The sequence below is a fragment of the Halomonas sp. LS-001 genome, from assembly GCF_052983955.1.
On record NZ_CM129816.1, the window covers coordinates 2,239,959 to 2,261,141 of the forward strand.

Annotated in this window: 19 protein-coding genes; 9 read left to right on the forward strand and 10 right to left on the reverse strand. The window is 53.1% G+C overall.

Annotation, left to right across the window (positions count from 1 at the left end; all coding sequences use genetic code 11):
• Positions 1 to 14: 14 nt before the first annotated feature.
• Positions 15 to 2,492 carry an ATP-dependent helicase HrpB gene (gene hrpB / locus ACU6TU_RS10140; protein ID WP_447141312.1) on the reverse strand — a complete coding sequence of 826 codons (2,478 nt, stop codon included), beginning with the start codon at positions 2,490 to 2,492 and terminating at the stop codon, positions 15 to 17.
• 42 nt (positions 2,493 to 2,534) lie between these two features.
• On the opposite strand from hrpB, the gene guaD reads away from it, so the two are divergent.
• From guaD to ACU6TU_RS10165, 5 genes are all read left to right on the forward strand, one after another.
• The gene (gene guaD, locus ACU6TU_RS10145) at positions 2,535 to 3,860 is read left to right on the forward strand and encodes a guanine deaminase (RefSeq protein ID WP_447141313.1); all 1,326 of its coding nucleotides are present in this window, start codon (positions 2,535 to 2,537) and stop codon (positions 3,858 to 3,860) included.
• Positions 3,861 to 4,086: 226 nt separating this feature from the next.
• Positions 4,087 to 4,446, forward strand: a complete 360-nt coding sequence (locus tag ACU6TU_RS10150) for a hypothetical protein (RefSeq protein WP_447141314.1) — start codon at positions 4,087 to 4,089, stop codon at positions 4,444 to 4,446.
• A gap of 23 nt (positions 4,447 to 4,469) precedes the next feature.
• Complete coding sequence (locus ACU6TU_RS10155; RefSeq protein ID WP_447141315.1) at positions 4,470 to 5,300, forward strand: helix-turn-helix domain-containing protein; 831 nt, start codon at positions 4,470 to 4,472, stop codon at positions 5,298 to 5,300.
• Between the two features lie 153 nt (positions 5,301 to 5,453).
• Positions 5,454 to 8,645 carry a bifunctional proline dehydrogenase/L-glutamate gamma-semialdehyde dehydrogenase PutA gene (putA, locus tag ACU6TU_RS10160; RefSeq protein WP_447141316.1) on the forward strand — a complete coding sequence of 1,064 codons (3,192 nt, stop codon included), beginning with the start codon at positions 5,454 to 5,456 and terminating at the stop codon, positions 8,643 to 8,645.
• Positions 8,646 to 8,866: 221 nt separating this feature from the next.
• On the forward strand, positions 8,867 to 9,505 hold the full coding sequence (locus ACU6TU_RS10165; RefSeq protein ID WP_447141317.1) for an OmpW/AlkL family protein: 639 nt from the start codon (positions 8,867 to 8,869) through the stop codon (positions 9,503 to 9,505).
• A 71-nt stretch (positions 9,506 to 9,576) separates the two neighbouring features.
• Here the strand turns inward: ACU6TU_RS10165 and ACU6TU_RS10170 are convergent, their stop codons facing one another.
• Positions 9,577 to 9,909 carry a YqcC family protein gene (locus tag ACU6TU_RS10170; RefSeq protein WP_447141318.1) on the reverse strand — a complete coding sequence of 111 codons (333 nt, stop codon included), beginning with the start codon at positions 9,907 to 9,909 and terminating at the stop codon, positions 9,577 to 9,579.
• A gap of 373 nt (positions 9,910 to 10,282) precedes the next feature.
• On the opposite strand from ACU6TU_RS10170, the gene ACU6TU_RS10175 reads away from it, so the two are divergent.
• The 4 genes from ACU6TU_RS10175 to ACU6TU_RS10190 all read left to right on the forward strand — a co-directional run bounded on the left by ACU6TU_RS10175 (position 10,283) and on the right by ACU6TU_RS10190 (position 13,265).
• Entirely contained in the window at positions 10,283 to 11,329 is a 1,047-nt protein-coding gene (locus tag ACU6TU_RS10175; RefSeq protein WP_447141319.1) for a DUF3549 family protein, read from the forward strand.
• 10 nt (positions 11,330 to 11,339) lie between these two features.
• Complete coding sequence (locus ACU6TU_RS10180; RefSeq protein WP_447141320.1) at positions 11,340 to 11,780, forward strand: ATP-dependent zinc protease family protein; 441 nt, start codon at positions 11,340 to 11,342, stop codon at positions 11,778 to 11,780.
• A 41-nt stretch (positions 11,781 to 11,821) separates the two neighbouring features.
• On the forward strand, positions 11,822 to 12,730 hold the full coding sequence (gene rimK, locus ACU6TU_RS10185; RefSeq protein ID WP_447141321.1) for a 30S ribosomal protein S6--L-glutamate ligase: 909 nt from the start codon (positions 11,822 to 11,824) through the stop codon (positions 12,728 to 12,730).
• Between the two features lie 88 nt (positions 12,731 to 12,818).
• On the forward strand, positions 12,819 to 13,265 hold the full coding sequence (locus tag ACU6TU_RS10190; protein WP_100820287.1) for a hypothetical protein: 447 nt from the start codon (positions 12,819 to 12,821) through the stop codon (positions 13,263 to 13,265).
• Positions 13,266 to 13,275: 10 nt separating this feature from the next.
• On the opposite strand, the gene ACU6TU_RS10195 is transcribed toward ACU6TU_RS10190, so the two are convergent.
• The 8 genes from ACU6TU_RS10195 to ACU6TU_RS10230 form a co-directional block, all read right to left on the reverse strand.
• Positions 13,276 to 13,986: a SanA/YdcF family protein gene (locus ACU6TU_RS10195; RefSeq protein ID WP_447141322.1), complete on the reverse strand. Its 711-nt coding sequence runs from the start codon at positions 13,984 to 13,986 to the stop codon at positions 13,276 to 13,278.
• A gap of 48 nt (positions 13,987 to 14,034) precedes the next feature.
• Entirely contained in the window at positions 14,035 to 14,604 is a 570-nt protein-coding gene (sufT, locus tag ACU6TU_RS10200; protein WP_447141323.1) for a putative Fe-S cluster assembly protein SufT, read from the reverse strand.
• A gap of 46 nt (positions 14,605 to 14,650) precedes the next feature.
• Complete coding sequence (locus ACU6TU_RS10205) at positions 14,651 to 15,913, reverse strand: SufS family cysteine desulfurase (RefSeq protein WP_447141324.1); 1,263 nt, start codon at positions 15,911 to 15,913, stop codon at positions 14,651 to 14,653.
• 83 nt (positions 15,914 to 15,996) lie between these two features.
• Positions 15,997 to 17,346, reverse strand: a complete 1,350-nt coding sequence (gene sufD, locus ACU6TU_RS10210; RefSeq protein ID WP_447141325.1) for a Fe-S cluster assembly protein SufD — start codon at positions 17,344 to 17,346, stop codon at positions 15,997 to 15,999.
• Positions 17,343 to 18,095, reverse strand: coding sequence for a Fe-S cluster assembly ATPase SufC (gene sufC, locus ACU6TU_RS10215; RefSeq protein ID WP_447141326.1), 753 nt, complete (start codon positions 18,093 to 18,095; stop codon positions 17,343 to 17,345). Before sufC ends, sufD begins: the two co-directional genes overlap by 4 nt.
• A 102-nt stretch (positions 18,096 to 18,197) precedes the next feature.
• Positions 18,198 to 19,640: a Fe-S cluster assembly protein SufB gene (gene sufB, locus ACU6TU_RS10220; protein ID WP_447141327.1), complete on the reverse strand. Its 1,443-nt coding sequence runs from the start codon at positions 19,638 to 19,640 to the stop codon at positions 18,198 to 18,200.
• A gap of 66 nt (positions 19,641 to 19,706) precedes the next feature.
• Positions 19,707 to 20,171, reverse strand: coding sequence for an SUF system Fe-S cluster assembly regulator (locus ACU6TU_RS10225; protein WP_447141328.1), 465 nt, complete (start codon positions 20,169 to 20,171; stop codon positions 19,707 to 19,709).
• Positions 20,172 to 20,520: 349 nt separating this feature from the next.
• Complete coding sequence (locus tag ACU6TU_RS10230; protein ID WP_447141329.1) at positions 20,521 to 20,997, reverse strand: YbhB/YbcL family Raf kinase inhibitor-like protein; 477 nt, start codon at positions 20,995 to 20,997, stop codon at positions 20,521 to 20,523.
• Positions 20,998 to 21,183 lie beyond the last annotated feature (186 nt).

Here is a 21,183-nt window from a genome sequence, read left to right on the forward strand (position 1 = left end):
CCATAAGATTTACCTTAACCGCCTCGAGGTTTTGTTTTAGCGGTTGCCAATGCGGTCAAGGGGTCTTCTGGCCAGGGGTGCTTTGGATAGCGCCCCCGCATTTCCTTGCGCACGTCGGCATAACCATGTTGCCAAAAATGCGCCAGATCCTGCGTTACCTGAAGCGGCCGACGCGCTGGCGATAACAAATGTATCTGCACTTTGATTTTACCGTTAATCAATGACGGTGCATCCTGCCAGCCGAATAATTCCTGTAATTTAGCCGCCAACACGGGAGGCTGCCCTTCGAGGCAAGGCTGGTAATCCAGGGTGATCATTCCACCGGTTGGCACGTCGACTCGGCGCGGCACCAGCCGGTCCATTTGCTGACGCGCCTGCCAGCTAAGCCCTTCTAGCAACAAGGTATCCAGAGGCAGTTTATCCAAGGCATTCAAGGTGCTTATATCACCAAGATAAGGCACCAGCCAGCTTTCCAGGGTCTCCAGCAGAATGGCTTCAGACCAATCCGGCCAGTCAGCGTCTGTATCATGCACGTTTAACAGACACATCCGCCCTTGCAGCTGTCTAAGCGCATCACTTTGGGGTAAATAACCGCGACGCTGCACCGCTTCCACCAAGGCGTTATCGATTAATGACCTTGGCAAGCGCTCGCGTAAAGGACGGCTTTCCAGCTCAATCGCACCAAGCGCCCTCACCTCTCTTGCCACCAGCTTACCTTGCTTGTCGGACCAGGCCACGCTGGCCTGCCATTGCCTGGCATCAGGAAATAGCTCTGTCACCAGGGTGCTCTCAATTGACATGGCAGCGCTAATCACATAACCCTCTCTGCGCTCACGCCAATGGGCAATCAAAAGCCAGTCATGATGCGCCAGCGTATCGTCCAACGCTATATCTGCAATCACACCATTTACTAGCTGAAATCGCCCAGGCGATAACCGATAAGCAATCCGGTCCGGATAGGCGAACGCCAACAAAGCCACTAGCTTTTCGTGATGACTGCCCTTCAGAACGGCGTCATCCACCTCAACGCCCGCCCGTTTTGCCAAACGTTTCGCCTGCGTAAACCACAAAGGCTTCTGGTGAAACGCGGAACCCAAGGCTCGCGCCAGACACTGTTCAAGGTGCAACTCCAGTCGTTCCCCACTTTCCAGCAGCATGGCTAACAGGCAAGCCAGGGACGTTGCATCAAGGCTTGATGAGCGCTCTACCATCACGGCCAAACGGGGCGGCAGTGGCCAGCGACCACACCGCTGACCCAGAGAGGTGAGCTGGCATCGCTGATCAAGAATGCCTAACTGAATCAGCGTTCGCTGCGCACTCGACCAGGCACCTTGCGGAGGCGGCGTCATCCATGCCAGTTGGCGAGGGTCTTTAACCCCCCAGCGTGCCAGCTCAAACACCAGGCCCGCTAAGTCTGCCTGCTGGAGCTCAGGCTCTCGGTGAGGAGGTAACGGCTGCTCCTGCGACCACAGCCGATAACATACACCGGCCCCCTGACGCCCTGCCCGACCACGCCGTTGATCGGCGCTGGCACGGTTCACCCGACGGGTTTCAAGCTGCCCCGCCCCCGTGCGATGCTGATACGTGGGGACACGCTCCAGTCCAGCATCAATCACGCAGGCTACCCCGTCGACCGTCACGCTTGATTCAACAATCGCCGTTGCCAGAATAACCCGCTGCTGATCTGGCGAAGCGCGCAACGTTTCGCGCTGATCTGCCAACGGCATACGGCCATGCAAGCGATTGACAAGCGCCGCTATCCCTTGCCGGGAAAGCTGTCTGGCGGTGCGCTCAATCTCACCTACGCCAGGGAGAATGACGAGAACATCTCCCTCGTGATCAGCCTTGAGCGCCTCTTTCACAACAGCAGCACAGTGAGCATCAAGCGCTACGTCAGAGCGGCACGGCCGGTAGTGTGTGGTAACAGGGTATTGCCGACCCTCGCATTCGATCAGCGGCGTGGTTTCGCCTAGCAACGCTAGCAGTGCATCAGTATCCAGCGTTGCCGACATGACCACCAGACGCAGATCGTCTCGGATGCTTTGCTGGACATCCAGCACCAGAGCGAGCCCTAAGTCCGCTTCCAGACTCCGCTCGTGATATTCATCGAAGATCACGCAGGCCACGCCTTCCAACAAGGGGTCATCTTGCAGCATGCGCGTCAGTACGCCCTGCGTAACAACTTCAAGGCGGGTGGCAGGACCGCAACAGGTTTCACCCCGCATACGATAACCCACGGTTTCACCGACCTGCTCCCCCAACTGCTGAGCCATAAATGCTGCCGCCAATCGGGCGGCAACCCGGCGAGGTTCCAGCAATAGAATTTTCTGCAGATTCACCCAGGGTTGCTGGAGCAGTGACAAGGGAACACGTGTGGTTTTACCAGCGCCGGGCTGGGCCACCAGCACCAGACTTGAGTGTTTGGAAAGTGTTGCAGCAATATCCGTCAGATGTGCATCGACAGGCAGCTCACCTGTATAGTTCATTCGCATACAATACTCATTGAAATGATCGTTCTGCCATTGTGGAGCAACATGAAAGACACCAATGAAATCGTGATTCGTGGTGAATTACTCAGTTTTAATGCCGACCCAGGCGAGGAGACCACCCCTAACCCGGGTAGCGTGACCCATCATCATGACGGCGTACTGTGGATCAGGAACGGCAAAATTTACCGGGTCGGTGATTTCACCGCCCTGCAGCCTGACTTACCCCCGCATTTACGCGTGCAGCATTATCCAGACAAACTGATCATGCCGGGATTCATCGACACGCATGTTCACTATGCGCAGCTTGATATTGTAGCGTCTTATGGTCGCCAACTTCTGGACTGGCTGAACGAATACACCTTCCCTGAAGAATGCCGCTTTAATGACCCTGACTACGCACATGCTATTTCGGACGCCTTCCTGGATGCCCTGTTGAGCGCGGGAACCACCACCGCTCAGGTATTCGGATCCAGTCATGCCGGTTCAATGGACGCGTTTTTCAGTGCCTGCCAACAACGCCAGCTGCGCATGCTGGGAGGCAAGGTATTAATGGACCGTCACGCGCCGGAGGCGCTGCTTGATGGCAAAACCGGCATTCAGGACAGTGAGCGGCTGATCGCTGACTGGCATGGCAAAGATCGATTGGGATATAGCGTCACGCCACGCTTTGCGCCCACTTCAACCCGGCAGCAGCTAGAGGCAGCGGGCGGCATGCTACGCAATGATCCTAGTCTCTGGCTACAGACGCATCTAGCAGAAAACACCCAAGAGGTTGATTGGGTAGCAACGCTGTTTCCTGAGAGCCATGATTACCTGAACGTGTACGAACAGGCCGGCCTGGTTGGGCCGCGTAGTACCTTCGCCCATGGCATTCATCTGGATAATGGTATGCGAAAGCGACTGGCCGCTCACGGCGCTAATATCGCTTTCTGCCCCTCATCAAACCTGTTCCTCGGCAGTGGTCTTTTTGATCGAAAGGCGGCGATTGATACAGGGATGGCATTTACCTATGCCAGCGACATTGGTGCGGGTACTGATCTTTGCGGGTTCAGTACGCTCAAAGCGGCCTATCAGGTTGGTCAACTACGCGGGCAGCCACTAACCGCCTGGCAAGGGTTTTATGGCCTTACTCTCGGTAATGCAAAAGCGTTGTCGTTAGCGAACTACGTGGGTCAGCTGGAAGCAGGTAAAGAAGCTGATTTCATTATTGTGGACCCATGTTCCAACACGCTTCTTTCACGGCGCGTCCAACGCTGTTCAACGCTCGCTGAGCGGCTGTTTGCATTGATGATTCTGGGAGATGAACGCGCCATTCATGAGACCTGGGTGGCAGGCAAACGTCACTGCCCAGCCACCCAACGTGATAGCTAGACAATTAATTTTCATGCAAAAAAAATGCTGCTCAGTGAGCAGCATAAGCAAGGGATCGAAAACATGAAGCTATTGCAACATACTCATCAACACTGTTAACGACTGATGTCGTTGCGTTGACTTGCTATTTATATGACAGCGTGTCAGCAAAAAGTTCGCCACTATCTCGATTTTTCTCTGCCGATGTGGCGAGCGTATACTGAACACCTTCTTCTGGGAGCAGTTTATGGCACTTTATCTACTTGTCTTTGGTGTTTGTGTACTGATAATCGGTGGTGTGTTAGCCATTCTTCTCACCTCAAGAACACCGCGTTATCGGACGGAACCACAAGACATGCTGATACTGTTTGATAAAGCCCTGATGAGCCAGATTAGTGAAACCGAGTGGAATGCTATTATTGGTTACCCCATTCGGCATAATGAATACCTGGATGGCGTTCGCCGACGCGCCAGCCACCTGATGGATCAGCACGGGCGACATTGGCAAGTGGCTCAAGGCAAACCACTGCTGGACAAAGAAGGCCAGATGGAGCTTAAAGCGTTGCGTGACCACCTTGCCGCCCATACTGCGCTGCGCCAAACCTAAGATGCCCGCATGAGGACAGCATCATGCCCAGCAAGATTCGTCAGTTACCACTAGACGCTGTAACGCATCATCATTCACATGATTTTCACCAGATCGTGATTACCATGTGCGGTACTGCTGAATTTGAGATTGAGGGGCTGGGAGGTCTTATCAATCCTTTTTCTGGCTGCATCGTGCCTGCCAATCATGAGCACTATTATTCCGGCAATGCCAGAAACCGCCAACTGATTCTGGATCTACCTGAAGACGCGCCCGCCCTCTCCGGGGAGCAGCGTGAGCTCGTTGCCCTGTTTGATGCGCCGCGCTTTTTCTCGCTGGATAATGCACTGCGTCATTATCTTGCTTTTGTGGAAAGTGAAATTGCCCATAACGTCGATGACACCGACACCTTTCAGCACGACCGTCTGGCTGGCACCTTACTTGGCTCTCTGAAAGCGCGTTTAGGCGATACCCCACGTGAACACAGCGGGCGACTCAACCTTCGCCTGATTAATCGTTACATCCGCCATCACCTGGCTGATGAGTTACGCGTGGCTGACCTCGCCAAGCTTGCCTGCCTGAGCGAAGCGCACTTTTCAGAGCGTTTCCGTATTCAGACGGGGCTGTCTCCCTGGCAATATGTGCGCCGCCAGCGCTTAAGCGCCGCCCGTCAGCTGATTATGCAAAGCCGCTTGCCACTGGCGGATATCGCGGTTCAAACCGGCTTCGCCAACCAGAGCACCCTGTCTCATGCCTTCAAAAGCAGCTTTGGTATGTCTCCTCGCCAGCTACGCCAACATCGCCCTGAGATGCCAGCCACCTCTTCCACATCAACCCCTTCTCCAGCGTCCATCGCTCATAAAACGCCCTACTAAAGTCGAACATCGGGCGCGCTTGCCACGAAATTGACATGTTTTGCCATGCTTTAAACACACACATTACCGCCTGGCACTCTACATTCAATTGTCAATTTTGGGCACACCGCCCTTATTACCCATTCGTTCCTGTTCTGACTTTTGGGGGCTTCAATGCTCAATGCTAAGAAACTGCGTGACCCTGCCACTTGGCAGACTGATCTTGATACATTATTGACGCGTGTCAGTGATCATTACGTCGTTGACGAGGAAGCGTTTGTCAACGAATTGATCAAGCTGCTGAATGCAGACCGTGATGACTTTGCTCGCATTGAAGCGGACACTGCCGCCCTCGTGCGCGACGTGCGTAAAATGGATACGGCGGTTGATACCATTGACGAATTACTTCAGCAGTACAGCCTGGACACCCATGAAGGCCTGATGCTGATGTGCCTGGCAGAAGCCATGCTGCGCATACCTGACAAAGACACGGCCGATGCCCTGATTGAAGACAAACTCGGCCCTGCTGACTGGCAGGCACACTTGGGAAAAAGCGAATCCTGGATGGTAAACGCCTCGACATGGGGCCTTTTGATGACAGGCCGGGTATTAAAACTCGACCACCCCAGGGAAGGGCAACCCGCCCACTTTATCAACCGCATGGTGAACCGGCTGGGTGAGCCTGTGATTCGGCGCGCGATGGTCGAAGCCATGAAAGTCATGGGCAAGCAGTTCGTGCTGGGGCGCGATATTAATGAAGCCCTTAAACGCTCCAAGCCATTATTCAATAAGGGCTATACCTACTCTTACGATATGCTGGGCGAAGCAGCGCGCGCGCAAGAAGATGCCAAGCGCTATTTCGATGATTACGCTCACGCCATCGAGCAGGTCGGCAAAACCTGCAAAAATCTGAGTAACAAAACGCCGTCACCGTCAGTTTCCATAAAACTGTCAGCGTTACACCCACGCTATGAATTCGGTCGTCGTGAACAGGTACTGACCGAACTGGTAGACACCGTTATCAAACTGGTCACCAAAGCGCGGGCCTTGGGTGTCGCCGTGACCATTGATGCGGAAGAAGTCGACCGTCTTGAACTGTCTCTGGAAGTCTTTCGTGCTATCTACGAAAGCGATGCTGTCAAAGGCTGGGGACATTTTGGCCTGGTCGTGCAAGCTTACGCAAAACGCGCCCTGCCGGTTCTGCACTATATCAACCGGTTAGCAGAGCAACAGGGCGATGAAATTCCATTGCGGCTGGTAAAAGGCGCTTATTGGGATACTGAAATCAAGGAATCCCAGCAGCTCGGCGTTGAAGGATATCCTGTCTTTACCCGCAAGGCGGCGACCGATGTCGCTTACCTGGCGTGTAGTCAGTTTCTGCTGTCCAATGACACCAAGGGGCGCATTTTCCCGCAGTTTGCCACGCACAATGCGCACACGGTTTCTGCCATCCTTGAGCTGGCCAACACCAATGATCGCCCCTTTGAGTTCCAGCGCCTGCACGGCATGGGGGAAGCGCTCTATGATGCCGCGTTAGCCAGAGCCCCCAAAGGCACTTATTGCCGCATTTATGCACCCGTTGGCGCGCACAAGGACCTGCTTCCTTACCTGGTGCGTCGCCTGCTGGAAAACGGGGCTAACTCATCATTTGTGCATCAACTTGTTGATCCGGATGTGCCGGTTGAGTCTCTCTGCCAGCACCCTGTCGAAACATTACGTCAGTATGACTCACTGGCGAATAAGCGCATCCCACTCCCCAGCGATATTTACGGCGAAAAACGCCGCAACTCGCGTGGGGTCAACCTGAATATCCGTAGCCACTTCTTCCCGTTGATGGAGAAGATGGATACGTTCATGGATAAAACCTATCACGCCAAACCGCAGTTAGCTTTTGACGTCGCGGATGACAACGCCAATACACATACCGTCACCAGCCCGTTTGACCGCACGAAAACGTTAGGCAAGGTGCAATGGTCAACCAAAGAGCAGACCACCAAAGCACTGGATGCTGCCTGGGCAGCCTTCCCCCGCTGGGATACGACGCCTGTTGAGAAACGCGCTGCCATTCTGCGTCGCCTGGGTGAGTTGATGGAAGACAACATGGCTGAGCTGATGACGCTATGTTCACGGGAAGGCGGCAAACTGCTAACCGACGGCGTGGATGAAATCCGCGAAGCCGTGGACTTCTGCTACTACTACGCCATGCGTGCTGAGGAAGGCTTTGGTAAAGCGACTGAGCTGCCAGGCCCGACCGGTGAGTCGAACCACCTGGTCATGAGTGGACGTGGCGTATTTGCTGCCATCAGCCCGTGGAACTTCCCGGTCGCCATTTTCTGTGGGCAGGTCGTTGCTGCGGCAGTGGCTGGCAACACGGTGCTGGCCAAACCGGCCGAACAGACGTCCATTGTCGCTCACCGGGTGATTGAGCTGCTTTACGAGGCAGGCATGCCCCGTGATGTCGTCCAGTTACTGCCTGGCGATGGCCCTACGGTAGGTAGCGTTCTGACATCCGACCCGCGCATTACCGGCGTTGTTTTCACTGGCGGCACGGACACCGCACAAATCATCAACCGCGCCCTTGCCGCACGTGAAAACGCCCCTCTGCCGGCACTGATTGCAGAAACCGGCGGCATGAACGCCATGATCGTCGATTCCACCGCACTTCCAGAACAGGTCGTCGTTGATGTCATTCAATCCGCTTTCCAGAGTGCTGGCCAACGCTGCTCGGCGTTGCGTGTGCTTTACCTGCAGGAAGATGTCGCCGACCGGGTAATCAGCATCCTGAAAGGCGCCATGAATGAGCTGCAGGTGGGCGACCCGCGTCAATTGGGAACGGATGTTGGCCCAGTGATTGACGACGATGCGCGAGCGGGACTGCAAGCGCATATCGATGCGCTTAAAAACGAAGGACGCCTGATCGCCGAGACGCCAATGGCCAGCGAGCCGACACAGAACGGTACCTTTATTGCGCCGGTCGCTTTCAACATCGACAGCATTGACAGCCTGAGCCGTGAACAGTTTGGCCCCATTCTGCATATCGTGCGTTATAAGGCCAACCAGCTCGACAAGGTGATTGATGAAATCAATGCACGCGGTTACGGGCTGACTTTTGGTGTTCATAGCCGCAACGAGTCCTTTGCAGCGGATATTGCCCGTCGTATGCGGGTTGGCAACGTCTATATCAACCGCAACATCATTGGTGCTGTGGTCGGTGTTCAGCCGTTTGGCGGTCAAGGGCTGTCAGGGACTGGCCCGAAAGCTGGCGGCCCTCACTACCTGTACCAGTTTGCGAGCGAAAAAACCGTGACCAATAATACCGCTGCTCTTGGAGGGAATGCGTCACTACTGGCACTGGATGATGAATAAGCCCACCATCATAACCCGCTCTTTATGACAGGCAGTCACCATCATTAACGACCTATGGCCACCTTTAAGGGTGGCCATTTTTTTTGCTTGGCAGCTTATCAACAACGGCGCAACTATTGCGCTGGATCAATAACCTACCGCTAAAGGCCCAGTACACTGATCGACATACACAGAATGATTACCCGAAGATAATTAATTGACCCACACCAGGAGTTACTTCCATGCGCAAACTTACTCTGTCCGCTCTTATCACTGTCGGTATTGCGGCAACCGCGATGACTGTCAGCACTCAGGTCATGGCTTATGGTCAGGGAGATTTCTTTACGCGCTTTGGTGCCGCTAATGTTGACCCCAAAAACGATAACGGCACGCTGGATACCGCTCTTGGTGCGCTGGATGTCAATGTCGATGACGAAAGCCAGTTTGCATTCACTCTGGGCTACCGGTTCCACGATAACATCGGCGTTGAACTGCTGGCAGCCCTGCCGTTTGAACATGATATTGCACTCAATGGCAGCAACATTGCGTCGACCAAGCATTTACCGCCGACCCTGACGGTTCAGTATTACCCCCTGGGCGGCACTGAGTCACGCGTTCAACCTTACGTGGGCGCCGGTCTGAACTACACTATTTTCGATGATGAATCCGTCGATATCGAAGGCGTCAGCCTCGACCTGGACGATTCCTGGGGCGCGGCGGGTCAAGTGGGACTTGACCTGATTATTGATGAAAACTGGGCGCTGAACGCTGCTGCCTGGTACATCGATATCGATACCGACGCCACAGTTGCCGGCGCAAGTGCCGGTTCCGTCTCCATTGACCCGCTTGTGGTCATGGGTGGCCTTAGCTACCGCTTCTGATTGAGCCGCATTGATTGTATAAGCCCGCCTGGATCCGTCCATGGCGGGCTTTTTTCCGTATGGATTCCGGCTTAATTACGCGTTACCAGATCATCGATCCGCTCAACGGCTTGCATAATCCGCCGCTGATCGCTGGAGGAAACCTGCGCCTGCTGCAGATAAACCTCAACAGCAGGCGCAACGTCGCACTTGGCAGGCATTGCGCCACGCGCATCCACTAATGCCTGCAGGCGGCCAATAAACACAAAGCGCAGCCACTGTGGCATTGACATGGTGTCGACACAAAACGGCTGCTGACTATTGAAAGCCTCTTCTGTTGGGGTTTCAACCTGCCATAAATGCGACATTTTTAACGTTGATTCGAGTTCGTCGAGCGCCTCGGATAATGGCTGATGGACTGTCATCTGTTTACCTCATTTAATCTGTAACGTGTTGCAGGGCATTATCCCTATGTCTTTCTTTATGTTCCACCGTCATGCAACAACGTCATGTATCAATGTCACTTACCAATGCCTTTGTGTTGACCGGTTTTTATAGCCGATCTGTATGGACAGTTTTCTATCAACCGCCGCGCTGTGAACGCGTACACAGAAACCTTGCAAGAGACTGTGGATAACCTATGGAAAGGTGGCGCAAAGGCTTTCACCATGGGCCAATGCTGACACTGTTTAAATTTTAACCATACCGATTGAATGCCCTCGCCACACTTTTTAACTCGTTAGCTGACACGCAGCTCATGGCAAGGTAAAGTGCTCGCCTGAAATGCGGAAGGATGTTATGCAACCGATTACAACGCTTAACGATTTTTTTGAACGCAGTGGTGCCGAGGTGTGTCTTTTTCATATGGGGCGCCATGTCACAGCGTGCCAGCAAGAAACACTTGTCGCCTTCGAGAAGCAGCAGGCTCCCTGGCCAGAACCCTGGCAGGGACAAGCTCGCCTAGGCATCCTCTTTCGCTTGGGCAACATGCCCGAACCTGCCATCTGGTTTCTGGCGTTCCCACTTGACGAACAGGGTTACCTGTCGGCCGGACAACGCGATGCATTTTTGCAACGCTTACTGGAAACGCTAGGGCAAAATGCGCGCAACGTCGACACCGGGAACACTGAAGACATTGAGCATCTGATGCAGGACAATCCCCTCTCCTTCACGCCACCCACACCCTTCCAGGCAATGTTTAACGCTATGGCAACCCGGCATCTGGGCTTGTCGGCCAGCCAGCATTTTGAGCCGGTTGAGGCGTACGTCAGCCAACAGATAACGATTGACTGGCAGGCGCTAGGCCTTCAGGGAATTGCAGATTTCGTCGTTCGCATGGACACTGACCAGTCGGCTCAGTTAACCGCGATACTACCCGACATGCCTGCCGAAATGCTGCATGCCGTTGCCTATTGCCTGGAGCATCTGGCGCTTGATCATGCTTTGGCACAAGCCTTGATTGAGCGAGGCGAGCAAGCCTCACAACAAGGTGACCTGGAAACACTTTGCGCCTGTATCCGTGCGGTAGGCAGTACCTCTGAAGAGCAAGTAGGACAGTGGTATCAACAGCGATTGAGCGATACGGCTACTTGCGGGCCTGATACACTGGCGGCCATTGCCGGGCGCGGCTGGAAGCATCTGGAACACAGTGAGCGGTTACCACTTTTTCTTAACCGTCTGGCAGAAGATCCACGCACCGACTTTACAGCGGTAATCCGTGACTTAGCGTTAATTCCCCGTTTGCGGCTACCCATCATAATGTCGCTTAAAGAGGCTCAGGATGGCTCAACATTGCAACAACGTTTAGCCGCATTAACCTCGTCAACAGCAAAGGCCGATGACTGAAGAGGGAAATATGAAAGAATTACCTTACCAGGCAAAAGCAGTAATTGGCCGTCGCGAAATGGTCACTCTGCCCGATTTGGATCTGCACTTGTGTTGTAAAGCCGATACAGGTGCACGTACATCGGCCTTGCATGCCGAAGACATAGAAACCTCTGAAGATGAGCACGGCCAGCTGTGGGTTAGCTTTATCACGCACAGCGGTGGGCCAGATTCTCCTCCTCACAAGCTCAAGGCACATTTACATGATCGTCGCCGTGTCACCAGCTCGAATGGTCATAGCGAATGGCGGTATGTCATCCGTACTCCCATTCAGTTGGGCGATCTCAATTTTCCTATTGAGCTTACCTTGACTGATCGTAGCAATATGCGCCATCCGATGCTGTTAGGGCGACGGGCGATGCGGCGTTTACTGATAGCCCCCGGTGCCGCCTTCCTGCATGGTGAACCTTAACTTACTGCGCAACCCTACACTTATCCGCAAGGGAGCTTTCAATGCATATTGCCCTGTTATCGCGTAATCGCAACCTGTACTCAACCCGTCGTCTTGTTGAAGCCGCTGAAGCACGTGGGCACTCGGCTCGCGTCGTTGACACCTTGCGCTGTTACATGAGCATTGCCTCACATCACCCGTCTATTCACTATAAAGGTGAAGAGATTGAGTCTTTTGATGCGGTGATTCCACGTATTGGCTCTTCAGTGACGTTTTATGGCTGCGCGGTACTTCGCCAGTTCGAAATGATGAATACCTATGTACTCAACGATTCGGTCGCGATTACACGTTCACGCGATAAGCTTCGCTCACTGCAGTTGCTTTCACGTAAAGGGCTTGGGTTACCTATTACCGGGTTTGCCCATTCGCCGGATGACATCCCTGACCTGATTACCATGGTGAAAGGCGCTCCTCTGGTCATCAAACTTCTCGAAGGGACTCAGGGGATCGGTGTGGTACTGGCAGAGACCAACCAGGCCGCTGAATCAGTGATCCAGGCCTTTATGGGCATGAAAGCCAACATCATGGCCCAGGAATACATCAAGGAAGCCAAAGGCGCGGATATTCGCTGTTTGGTGATTGGCGATAAGGTCGTTGCTTCAATGAAGCGTCAGGCGGCTGAAGGCGAATTTCGTTCCAACCTTCACCGTGGTGGTAGCGCAAGCGTGATCCGTATCACACCGGAAGAACGCTCGACAGCTATCCGTGCGGCAAAAGCCATGGGGCTCCGTGTGGCAGGGGTTGACCTGCTTCGCTCAAATCATGGTCCTGTGATTATGGAAGTTAACTCGTCACCTGGTTTGCAGGGGATCGAGACAGCGACAGGAAAAGATATTGCCGGATTAATTATTGAGCATATCGAGAAAAACGCCATTACACCGCGCAAAACACCACCCAAGCCAAAAGGTTAAGGCCTGAAAACAAAATTAATCCATGAAAGGGGTGGCAAAAAAAGGCTACCACGGCGACAATCTGCGTCACCGAAGGAGGTAGACGCTCATGTTTCTCGATAATCGCCAAGTGGCGATGGACAGCGTTCTGGAAGCGCTGGCAGATAGCATTGATTATTTTCAGGATAATATAGAACGCCTGCGTCCATCGCTGCGTGATACGCTAAAACCCTATTACGAAAATCGCCTGCAAAAAATGGGCGAGCTTCAGCAGCTCGCCCGTACGCATCTGAAAATGCTGCCACGTGATGCAGATGTAGAACGTGACGACTTTCTGTGGCTATGGAGTCGACTCAAAAGCTTTGTTGGCAATGACAGTCAGGTATTGATCAATGAGCTGCTTGAGCAGGAACGTGTTCTGATGCAGGCCCTGTCAACGTTATTCACCCACCCTCTCCCGGACCCCGTGGAACCGGTGGTAGAAGAATGTATGAAAGGATGTCGGCAGCTTATCCGAGAGCTTTATCAGTTGCAGAAACGCAAAACGCGACGCTGAACGGCTATTATCATTTTTCGCTGGAGTCTGCGTCATCGACACCCTTGCTTGGATGCTCAATGATATTGATAGGTTCAGCAGGCCCCAGAAAATAGGGTTCCCGCCGCCAGAGATAAAGATCCCCCAGGGTGGCAACTCGCGCCACCCACTCTCGTAACCTGAGACGCCATTCGCCATTGACGCTGTGATTGCTGGCTGCACAGCCAACCACGTCCATTCCCAGCGCCTGACCGATATAAAGTGCCCGCGGCAAATGCCAACGTTGCGTCACCAGCACTGCACGATCAACCTCAAACACCTGCTGTGCTCGTACCATGGTATCGAAGGTACTGAACCCTGCGTAATCCAGCGTGATCTTCTCGGGCTGGACACCAAAACGGGTTAGCGTACGCCACATGGCCCGCGGTTCATTATAAGACCGCGTGCGGTTATCACCGGATAACAACAGATGCTCAACCCGATTCGCATGCACTAGACGTGCAGCGGTGCTCATACGCGCATAGAAATGCGGATTTTGTACACCACTGCGCGTCCAGTGCGATGTACCGAAAACAATACCGACACGTTCAGGCCCGCATTGGGTAACGGTGGACTCTATCACTGAGTGAGTCCGCGACAGAATCCACAGATTACTGGCAACAAAAAAGAGCAACACCAATAAAAGTGCCGCTCCCAGCGTCATCAAAGACCATTTAAAGCCTGCCACAAACTTCATACGCATGAACACAACATCAGTGCGGTAAGGGGCAAGCTTTCAAACAACCCTCGATCAGAACATACCCAGCTCAAGCTTGGCCTCTTCACTCATCATGTCTCTATTCCATGGGGGGCTGAATACAATTTCCGTATGTACTTTATTAACCTGCGGCGCGCCCAGAATTTTATTACGCGCGTCGGCAGCAATAACGTCGCCCATACCACACCCAGGTGCGGTCAATGTCATGCGGATAGTGACGATACGTCCGCCACTGATCAGGCGCTCAATCCGGCACCCGTAAACAAGTCCAAGATCCACAATATTGACAGGAATTTCAGGATCAAAACAGGTGCGCAGCTGATCCCACACAAACTGCTCGATTTCCTCATCGTCTGCGTCTTCATGCAATGTCGGACGAGGCAGCGCCTCCAGACCCAATGCATCAAGATTGCTGCCTTCAATCAGATAAAGACGGCCTTCATAGCCGACGCTCACCGAGCTGCCTTTTGCCTGCATGATACTGACAACACTATCTTCTGGAAGAGTATCACTTTTACCAAAAGGTATCGCAATTGCCTCAACATCCCGCTGGAGCGGGATTGACTGGCCTTTCTCTAACCGAGCAATCTGTTCAATGTCCATAGTGCTCCTTGGTGGTACCTAGCGACTAGTACCTAGCAAACGATACCTAGCGAACCATATCGATGACGCGCTTGAGCGACGCGACAAAAATATCAATTTCGTCATGGGTATTATACGCCGCAAATGAAGCGCGACATGTCGCGTCCACACCAAAATGGTGTAATAACGGCTGAGCACAATGATGTCCCGTACGAATCGCCACACCTAACTGATCAATCAGCAGCCCAATATCCTGAGAATGCGCCCCGTCCACCACAAATGATAAAACACCCGCTTTGTGAGGCGCTGTACCAAGAATACGCAGGCCATCAATGGACTGCACCTGCTGGGTCGCATAGGTTAAAAGCTGTTGCTCCCATCCACTGATCGCATCCAGCCCGATGCGGGTTGTCCAGTCAAGCGCTTTGCCCAGGGCAATAACTTCCGCGATAGCCGGAGTACCCGCCTCGAATTTGTGCGGGATATCAGCAAAGGTAGTGCCTGAAAAAGACACCGTATCAATCATCTCGCCACCGCCTTGCCAGGGAGGCATGGCTTCGAGCAGCGCTTGCTTGCCATAAAGCACACCCACCCCGGTTGGCCCATACACTTTATGTCCTGAGAAGGCATAAAAATCAGCGCCAATCGCCTGTACGTCAACACGCTGATGGGGGGTTGCCTGAGCACCGTCCACCAGGATGATCGCTCCGGCCTGATGCGCTAACGCCGCCATTTCCTGTACCGGGTTAATTGTCCCCAAAGCATTGGACACATAATTAACCGCTACCAGTTTGGTGCGCTCACCGAGCAGAGCACGATAGGCATCCATGTCCAGTGAACCATCCGCATGGACGGGAATAACCTTGATCGTAAAGCCCAGCTGTTGAGCCAACAGTTGCCAGGGCACGATATTGGAGTGGTGCTCCAGCATGGAGATAAGCACCTCATCTCCAGCTGCGAGATTGGCGCGTCCCCAACTGTTGGCAACCAGATTGATCGCCTCGGTTGTGCCGCGTGTAAAGATAACCTGGCGTGACGTTTCTGCATTGATAAATGCCTTCACCGTCTCCCGGGCACCTTCAAAAGCGGCCGTCGCTTCATCTGCCAGGGTATGCAGACCCCGATGAATATTCGCGTTATAACGACCATAATAATCCGCGAATACATCAATAACCTCACGAGGCACCTGGCTGGTCGCCGCATTATCAAGGTAGATCAGGGGTTTTCCATGCACCTCCCGCTGAAGTACTGGAAATTCCTCGCGAATCCGGGCAACGTCAAACGCTGGCTGATGAGATAAATCTGGCGTGACAACAGCGGTATTGGGCATTAAGAACTCCTGCGGCACCTGTAAACAAACCTGTTACCTAACCCTATGACCGCTTTTGCGATCATAGAGACCGTGCTGACGACTTAATCTGACTCGTTAAGTGCGGCGGCAGCTTCCACCAGTCCTGTCAGGTTAAAGCGCTCAGGCAATCTACCCGCCACTGCTAGCTCAACCCGCTCGGACACCGCATCAAGCCGGACTTCTTCAAGCACTTCACCGGCAAATGCCAGCGTTAACAGTGCACGTGCCGTCGCTTCATCAATGCCACGTGTGCGCAACGCAAAAACGGCATTTTCATCCAGCTGGCCGGTTGTAGTGCCGTGAGAGCACTTGACGTCATCTGCGTAGATTTCCAGCTCGGGCTTGGCGTCAATACGCGCACGATCAGACAGCAGCAGGTTCTGGTTGCTTTGGAAACCTTCGATTTTCTGACTATCACGCTTAACAAACACCTTGCCGTTAAACACGCCATGCGCACGATCATCCAGAATGCCTTTGTAGTTCTCGTTGGAGAACGTCAGCGCTGCATTGTGGTTCACTTTGGTATGGTTATCAACATGTTGACGACCCTGCCCAAAGAACAGCCCGAGGAAATTGGTTTCAGCGCCCTGCCCGTTAAGATCACTGATCAGGTCATTGCGCACCAGCGCGCCACCCAGATTCAGGTTATAGGAGGTATAGCGGCTGTCTCGATTCTGCTCTACATGCATGCTAGCGACGTGATAGTCGCCTAACGGAGCTTCCTGCAGCTTGTAATGCTGAAGAATGGCGCCACGATCCAGCATGAACTCACCAACCACATTGGTAAAATTCTGCGCGTCGGTTTCGCCAATATAATGCTCGATCAAGGTGGCTTCGCTGCGCCCTGCTGCCTCGACCAGTACCCGCGGGTGGCACATGGTCGGTGACGCATTGGCACGCGATAAGAACTGCACGATGATCGGCTTGTCAACCACGCAGCCAGCACCAATACGAATGACTGCCCCTTCTTCCATAAATGCTGTGTTCAGCGCGGCAAACGGTGAAAAATCCACTCCGGTCAGACGCCCGAGCGGGCCACCTACCGCCTCATGGTTAACGTCCAAGGCTTTTGAAAGAGGCAGAACCTGCAAGCCTTCTGGCAGGTTTTCAAGGTCTGACAATGGTGCGGAAAAAACACCATCGACAAACGTCAAACGATGCGCCTCAATCGGCAAGGTTAATGCGGCTGCGGTTGCCTGAGAGAAATCAGCATTATCTGCCAGCGCAAAATTACCTTGCGCAATCCCACGTACATCGGTGTATTTCCACTCTTCATCACGGCGTGTAGGAAATCCCATCGCCTCAAAGCGTGCAGCACCCGCCTGACGACGCGCCGCAATCCAGGTGGGCTCCGCGCCGAGCGCTTGGCGATGCTGATTTAGCGTTTCAAGAAACGTTAACGTGTCGCTCATGCCGCAGACTCCTCCGCAATACCTTCATAGCCATTCGCTTCGAGCTCTTTTGCAAGCTCAGCATCACCGGTTTTGACGATGCGACCATCAACCAACACGTGGACTTTATCAGGCGTGATGTAATCAAGCAGGCGCTGATAGTGAGTCACCAGCAGGATAGAACGCTCAGCATCACGAAGGCTGTTGACACCATCAGCCACGACTTTCATGGCATCAATGTCCAGGCCTGAGTCAATTTCATCCAGCATCGCCAGTTTCGGCTGCAGTACCAGCATCTGGAGGATTTCGTTGCGCTTCTTTTCACCGCCGGAAAAGCCTTCGTTTACCGCACGCTGCAGGAAGCTTGGGTCCATTTTCATAAAGCCCAGCTTTTCCTTGACCAGCTTCAGAAACTCAGGCGCTGGCACTTCCCCCTCACCGCGCGCTGCACGCTGAGCGTTGAGTGCCGATTTCAGCAGATAAACGTTTTTAACCCCAGGGATTTCAACCGGGTACTGGAAACCCAGCAGCAAGCCTGCCTGAGCGCGCTCTTCAATTTCCATCTCAAGCACGTCCTTGCCTTCAAAGGTAATTGACCCTTGAGTGACCTCGTAGCCATCCTTACCGGCGATAACGGCAGAAAGCGTCGACTTACCTGCACCGTTAGGCCCCATGATGGCGTGGACTTCACCTTTACGAATCGACAGGGTCAAGCCTTTCAGAATTTCGGAACCTTCTACGCTGACGTGTAAATCGTTGACTTCAAGCATGATAAAACCCTTTTACATTAAATATTTGATGGCGCCTGTTGTGGCGTGGCTCATAACGGATAAACAGTAAAAATAAACAGCCAAAATGTGGCAAAAGCCAAATCAGCCTACGGCGCCTTCGAGGGTAACGCTGAGCAATGCTTCCGCTTCTACTGCGAATTCCATCGGCAATTCCTGAAACACATCTTTGCAGAAGCCATTAACGATCATGCTGACAGCATCTTCTTCCGAAATGCCTCGGCTACGGCAATAAAACAGCTGATCCTCGCCAATTTTGGAGGTCGTTGCTTCATGCTCAACGGTCGCCGTGCTGTTACTGATTTCCTGATACGGGAAGGTATGTGCGCCACAGGTATCGCCAATCAACAACGAGTCGCACTGAGTAAAGTTGCGCGCGCCTTTGGCTCGCGGGCCAATTTTCACCAGACCACGGTATGACTGATCACTTCTGCCCGCTGAAATACCTTTCGCCACGATATACGAGCGAGTGCCTTCACCAATGTGGACCATCTTGGTGCCCGTATCGGCCTGCTGACGACCATTGGTCACCGCAACGGAATAGAACTCACCCACACTGTCTTTGCCGCGTAACATGCAGGAAGGATATTTCCAGGTAATTGCCGAACCGGTCTCAACCTGTGTCCAGCTGATGCGCGAACGATCGCCACGACAATCACCGCGTTTGGTCACAAAGTTATAGATACCACCAACGCCATTCTCATCGCCTGGATACCAGTTCTGCACGGTCGAGTATTTGATATAGGCATCGTCCAGCGCTACCAGCTCGACAACCGCTGCGTGCAGCTGGTTCTCATCGCGCATCGGAGCAGTACAGCCTTCTAGGTATGACACCTCGGCACCGCTTTCGCAGATAATCAGGGTGCGCTCAAACTGGCCGGTATTCGCCGCATTGATGCGGAAATACGTCGACAGCTCCATCGGGCATTTCACACCCTTGGGAACAAAGACAAAGGAGCCATCGGTAAATACGGCGGAATTCAATGCCGCAAAATAGTTATCGTTTTTGGGAACCACTGTGCCCAGGTACTGTTTGATCAATTCCGGATGTTCGCGCACGGCTTCAGAGATCGAGCAGAAGATCACGCCCGCCTCAGATAAGGTTTCTTTGAAGGTGGTAGTCACCGATACCGAATCGAACACCGCGTCCACCGCAACACCGGCCAGGGCGGCACGTTCGTGCAGCGGAATACCCAGTTTTTCATAGGTTTCCAAAAGCTTGGGATCGACCTCATCCAGGCTTTGAGGACCGTCTTCAGGACGCTTTGGCGCACTGAAATATGAAATTGACTGATAATCAATCGGTGGATAATCAAGGTGTGCCCAGGAAGGCTCCTTCATTTTCAGCCACTGGCGATAAGCATCCAGACGCCACTCCAGCATCCATTCGGGCTCACCTTTTTTATTGGAAATAAAGGCAATGGTGTCTTCATTTAGACCAGGTGGCAGCGTGTCGCTTTCGATATCCGTTACAAAGCCGTCTTTGTACTCGCGACGCACCAACTGTTCCATTTCTTCAGTTGCCATGGTGTTACCCTCCGGGCAGTTGGGTGGCGAGGCCTGCTCGCCGTGATCATTTGAATAGTTACCGCGTCAGGCTGAAACCGCCTCAACGCTAATACTTTGAATAGGAAGTTGCACAGGAAGCTTGATCGGTGTGGTGGCGGCCAGATGCGCCAGCGTTACACTTTCAAGAAGAGTGCGGATAGCCATCGATACGCGCTGCCAGTTATCGGCCACTCCACAGGTGCTGGCAAGCTCGCACTCACCCTCCGCCTGGCTACAGGTAGTGACCGCCACCGGCCCCTCCATGGCGGTAATAATATCGGCAGCCGTAATTGAAGACGCCGAACGCGCCAGCTGATAACCACCCTGTGCACCGCGTTGAGAAACCAACAGCCCTGCTTTCACCAACATTTTCAGCGTTTTACTGACAGTTGGGTGCGGAAGCTGCACGGCTTCGGCAAGCTCTGCCGCCGCATGCGGTGTATCAGGGTGCCTGGCAATCTGCGCCATCACCACTGCCGCGTAGTCAGTTAGCCGTGAAAGCTTAAGCATTTCGTCTTCTCCCTGCGTTGGGTCAGCGGGCCGGCGTCATGATGATTTAATTGCGTACCATTTTAGTCCTGTATAAAAAAATTGTGAAGACCCTGACCAAATTACTCAACAATTATCTCGCGTTTTACGTGCAAGTTCGACGCATTTACCATCAAAAACGACAATCATTATCATTCAAAGAAACTATTACAGCTTATACTCCGCCCGATGCCTATCTTTCATTGCGTCATCAGTGCACAAAAAAAACCGCCTCCATCAAATGATGTGGCGGCTTATTAAAATCGACAAAAGTTAAAATCGACAAAAGCGTTACAAGACCAAGTAACACCCAATGTCTTGCACGTGATGCTTATTGGCGAAGATATGTACCAATCAAGCGGTTCATGCCAATCAGGTGAGGTTCAAGAGCCTCCAGTAACTCAGGCAATGTCAATCCTTCAGGCAATGACGTCTGGCTATCCAGTGCTAACACCCAGAAGTAATAATGATGAACACCATGACCTTCCGGTGGCATTGGCCCATTGTAGCCAAGGTTACCCATGTCATTTTTTCCCTGAGTACCTTGCGGGTCACTTTCGTCCAGGGACGTCACTGTGGCTGGCAGGTTATACAATACCCAGTGCACAAATCCGTACTGACCATTCTGAACAAGCGGAGCATCTGGATCATGGCAGATGACGGCATATCCTTGCGTACCCTCAGGAGCATCTTGCCAGGCCAATTGCGGTGATACGTCTTCACCTTCTCCAGTGTGTTTGGAAGGTATCTTTTGATGCGATTCAAACGCAGTGCTGGAAACCTGCAAATCAGATAGTGCAAATGCCATGCTGCTCTCCTAAAAGGACAAAACAAAAAAGCAGCTCCAGCCTTGTTGAATAGCGGCAAGATGTCAACACTAATTCAGCTTAGCGGAATGCCACTGCCAGTTAATCCGATTACTATTAATCCCATTACCATGCTTGCCAGCCAAGCGCTCAAAAAGACGACGATCTTTGCGACAGCCGGGGCAGAC

Coding starts and splice junctions, on each gene's coding strand:
- rimK (WP_447141321.1), top strand. CDS start 11,822: ATGCATATTGCCCTGTTATCGCGTAATCGCAACCTGTACTCAACCCGT.
- ACU6TU_RS10195 (WP_447141322.1), bottom strand. CDS start 13,986: ATGCGTATGAAGTTTGTGGCAGGCTTTAAATGGTCTTTGATGACGCTG.
- ACU6TU_RS10180 (WP_447141320.1), top strand. CDS start 11,340: ATGAAAGAATTACCTTACCAGGCAAAAGCAGTAATTGGCCGTCGCGAA.
- sufC (WP_447141326.1), bottom strand. CDS start 18,095: ATGCTTGAAGTCAACGATTTACACGTCAGCGTAGAAGGTTCCGAAATT.
- ACU6TU_RS10175 (WP_447141319.1), top strand. CDS start 10,283: ATGCAACCGATTACAACGCTTAACGATTTTTTTGAACGCAGTGGTGCC.
- ACU6TU_RS10150 (WP_447141314.1), top strand. CDS start 4,087: ATGGCACTTTATCTACTTGTCTTTGGTGTTTGTGTACTGATAATCGGT.
- hrpB (WP_447141312.1), bottom strand. CDS start 2,492: ATGCGAATGAACTATACAGGTGAGCTGCCTGTCGATGCACATCTGACG.
- ACU6TU_RS10170 (WP_447141318.1), bottom strand. CDS start 9,909: ATGACAGTCCATCAGCCATTATCCGAGGCGCTCGACGAACTCGAATCA.
- putA (WP_447141316.1), top strand. CDS start 5,454: ATGCTCAATGCTAAGAAACTGCGTGACCCTGCCACTTGGCAGACTGAT.
- ACU6TU_RS10165 (WP_447141317.1), top strand. CDS start 8,867: ATGCGCAAACTTACTCTGTCCGCTCTTATCACTGTCGGTATTGCGGCA.
- guaD (WP_447141313.1), top strand. CDS start 2,535: ATGAAAGACACCAATGAAATCGTGATTCGTGGTGAATTACTCAGTTTT.
- ACU6TU_RS10155 (WP_447141315.1), top strand. CDS start 4,470: ATGCCCAGCAAGATTCGTCAGTTACCACTAGACGCTGTAACGCATCAT.
- ACU6TU_RS10190 (WP_100820287.1), top strand. CDS start 12,819: ATGTTTCTCGATAATCGCCAAGTGGCGATGGACAGCGTTCTGGAAGCG.
- sufB (WP_447141327.1), bottom strand. CDS start 19,640: ATGGCAACTGAAGAAATGGAACAGTTGGTGCGTCGCGAGTACAAAGAC.
- ACU6TU_RS10205 (WP_447141324.1), bottom strand. CDS start 15,913: ATGCCCAATACCGCTGTTGTCACGCCAGATTTATCTCATCAGCCAGCG.
- sufT (WP_447141323.1), bottom strand. CDS start 14,604: ATGGACATTGAACAGATTGCTCGGTTAGAGAAAGGCCAGTCAATCCCG.
- ACU6TU_RS10230 (WP_447141329.1), bottom strand. CDS start 20,997: ATGGCATTTGCACTATCTGATTTGCAGGTTTCCAGCACTGCGTTTGAA.
- sufD (WP_447141325.1), bottom strand. CDS start 17,346: ATGAGCGACACGTTAACGTTTCTTGAAACGCTAAATCAGCATCGCCAA.
- ACU6TU_RS10225 (WP_447141328.1), bottom strand. CDS start 20,171: ATGCTTAAGCTTTCACGGCTAACTGACTACGCGGCAGTGGTGATGGCG.